1 protein-coding gene and 2 pseudogenes are annotated in these 3,019 nt (G+C 55.1%); 1 reads left to right on the plus strand and 2 read right to left on the minus strand.

The window, feature by feature from the left end; all coding sequences use genetic code 11:
• Both BBW68_RS12725 and BBW68_RS16960 read right to left on the minus strand, forming a co-directional pair.
• Positions 1-384: pseudogene (locus BBW68_RS12725) on the minus strand (ISNCY family transposase); the annotation flags it as partial.
• Between the two features lie 16 nt (positions 385-400).
• Positions 401-903 (minus strand): annotated as a pseudogene (locus tag BBW68_RS16960) (transposase); the annotation flags it as partial.
• A 261-nt stretch (positions 904-1,164) separates the two neighbouring features.
• Here BBW68_RS16960 and BBW68_RS12735 point away from each other — a divergent pair.
• The gene (locus BBW68_RS12735) at positions 1,165-2,889 is read left to right on the plus strand and encodes a protein-disulfide reductase DsbD (RefSeq protein ID WP_070135646.1); all 1,725 of its coding nucleotides are present in this window, start codon (positions 1,165-1,167) and stop codon (positions 2,887-2,889) included.
• The last annotated feature ends 130 nt before the right edge of the window (positions 2,890-3,019 follow it).

The following is a 3,019-nucleotide window of genomic DNA, read 5'->3' on the forward strand; positions in this document are numbered from 1 at the left end:
AAGGGCGCTACGTTCAATATTTAAGTCGTGCATCGCTTGTCCAAACTGGGTGTGTCCATCACCTTTAGTGGCATTTTTATTGTTAACTCGAAAAATACTCGCTTTGTCACTGTACAACGCAAGGGGGTTGCCATGTTTTTCTATATAGCCACGGGTTGCTTCAAAATAACTAAAGGTGGATTCAGATTTAACAAACCTTAATTGTATCAAAGCACTTGTTGCATCATCAACATAAACTAAAGCCGTACAAGCTGGCGCGCGATCTTTAAACCAATGGTGATCACACCCATCAATTTGGATAAGCTCTCCAGTACAGGCTCTTCGGTAGCGAGGTTGCTGGATTTTAGGGGCGCATTGTTTACGAGGAACCCACAAATCAGCTTTAATCATGAGTGTTCGAACGTAGCGCCCTTAAGGGCGCTACGTTCTTTGACCGACGGGCCATAGCATGCAGTGGCGCACGTGAGATCCGAAGGCAACGACTGACGAGACTTATTCGCCATCCTCCGACAACAAGGGCACGGGCGCTACCCACTTTTTTGTCGGCCATATTTAACGGCTTCTTTTGGCAGCTCGTTTTTCATGATTTTCTTGCCCAGCAGGCGCTGCAGCTCTTTAATTTGCTTCATTGCAGATGCCAGCTCCGATGCGGGTACGACCTGTTCTCCAGCAGTAACGGCGGTCAGGCTGCCTTCCTGATACAGCTTACGCCACAGGAACAGCTGACTGGCAGCAACACCATGCCGCCGGGTGACCAGAGAACACAGCCATACCGTGTTCAACGCTCAGCTGAACAATGGCAATTTTTTCCTGAACGCTGCGCTGTCTGCGTTTCTCTTGACCTAAAATATCAATCATCCGGATGCCAACGACTAGTCTAAAAACCAGTATTAAGACTATCACTAACTTAAAGTGATACCAACTGTCTGGAGATTCAGGGGGCCAGTCTACTCGGCAGTATCTTCCTCTGATATCAAGGGCCGATTGGAAAAAAAGATCGGCCCCTACACGGTATCTGAAAACATTGTCGCCCCCTGATTATATATGGGTCGACCTTTGGTTTCGGTCGACCCGCTCTATTCCGGTCGCACTTCCCCTGTGATTGTCATGCTATTATCTCTCTCCCCGTAAGGTCGGTCCCACATGGAGAGAGAAAGACCCGTTATGACCCAACGACTTATCCCCCTTATTTTTCTGCTGGTTATCAGCTTGTTCAGCGTGAATGCCAGCGTGTCACTGTTCGGGCAGAACAGTAACAGTCAGTTTGCTCCGGTCAATCAGGCCTTTATTTTTAATTTTTCTCAGAAAAATGACCAACTAATGCTTGGCTGGCAGGTCAAGCCTGGCTATTACCTCTATCGCCAGCAGATCAAAATCAGCGTACAGGGCGCGACCCTAGCGCAGTGGGAACTGCCCGCAGGTAAGCCACACGAAGATGAGTTCTACGGCAAGACTGAGATCTATCCTGACAGCCTGATGCTGCCGTTCACCATTGAACAGGGCGGGGACGGCTCGCAGATGACGGTAACCTATCAGGGCTGCGCCGCTGCCGGATTCTGCTACCCGCCGGAGACCCGCAGCGTGCCACTCAACTCCGTAGCAGCCCACAGCAGCGCCCCTGCGCCTGCACCATCAGCCGCCGTCAGCGCCGCGCCAGAGACCCGCAGCGATAACGCTCTGCCATTCTCCCCGCTGTGGGCATTGCTGATCGGGATTGGCGTGGCGTTCACCCCCTGCATGCTGCCAATGTATCCGCTGATCTCCGGCATTATCCTCGGCGGCAACCGCCAGTACCACCAGTACCGCCTGTTCGCGTTGGCGATGGTCTATGTGCAGGGAATGGCCCTGACCTACACCGTGATGGGGATTGTAGTCGCCGCTGCCGGGCTGCGCTTCCAGGCGGCGCTGCAGGCTCCCGCCGTCCTGATGGTGCTTTCTGCGTTGTTTATCGTGCTGGCGCTGTCGATGTTTGGCCTGTTCAGCCTGCAGCTGCCCTCTTCTCTGCAGACACGCCTGATGCTGTGGAGCAACCGCCAGCCGGGGGGGGCGCTGTCCGGCGTATTCCTGATGGGCGCGCTATCCGGGCTGATTTGCTCGCCGTGCACCACTGCTCCGCTCAGCGCCATGCTGTTGTATATCGCCCAGCGTGACAATATGCTGGCCGGTGGCGGCATTCTGTATCTCTACGCGCTGGGCATGGGCCTGCCGCTGATTGCCATTACGCTGTTTGGTAACCGCCTGCTGCCAAAAAGAGGCCCGTGGATGCAGACGGTCAAAGAGGGCTTTGGCTTCGTCATCCTCGCCCTGCCGGTCTTCCTGCTAAAACGCGTCATCGGCGATGCCTGGAGCCTGCGCCTGTGGAGCGCGCTGGGCGTGGTCTTCTTCGGCTGGGCATTTATCAGCAGCCTGAAAGCCAATCGCGGCTGGCTGCGCGTGCTGCAAATCCTGCTGCTGGGCGCGATGCTGATTGCTGCCCGCCCGTTACAGGACTGGGCCTTCGGCAACGCACTAATGGCAGAATCGGCAGCGCACCTCAGCTTTAACCGCATCAGCAGCGTTGAGCAGCTCAACCAGCAGCTGCAAAGCAGTGCAGGCAAAATCACCATGCTCGATCTGTATGCCGACTGGTGCGTAGCCTGCAAAGAGTTTGAGAAGTACACCTTCAGCGACGGCCAGGTGCAGAGCGCGCTCGGCCAGCTGCAGCTGTTACAGGCAGACGTCACCGTCAACAATGCCGCCCACAGCGCTCTGCTCCAGCACCTGAACGTGCTCGGCCTGCCGACCATTTTATTTTTCGATGCCAGTGGCCGTGAAATTCCTAGTTCGCGCGTCACCGGCTTGATGAAACCCGCCGCTTTCCGCACGCATTTGCAGAAACTGGCGCGTTAAACGACACTAAGGTTCGATAATGAAGTGTAAAAGAGGAGAACCGCGTGCAGCGTGAACACGTACTTGAACAGGCTCTGAACGTGCCGGAGCAGCATGGCTTAGCGGCGATGTATGGGTGTGCGCCGCTACT

This window comes from Candidatus Erwinia dacicola, from assembly GCF_001756855.1.
In the GTDB taxonomy this organism is placed as follows: Bacteria; Pseudomonadota; Gammaproteobacteria; order Enterobacterales; family Enterobacteriaceae; genus Erwinia; species Erwinia dacicola.

Bases quoted from the DNA above. Each gene is read 5' to 3' on its own strand.
- BBW68_RS12735 (WP_070135646.1), top strand. From the start codon at position 1,165: ATGACCCAACGACTTATCCCCCTTATTTTTCTGCTGGTTATCAGCTTG.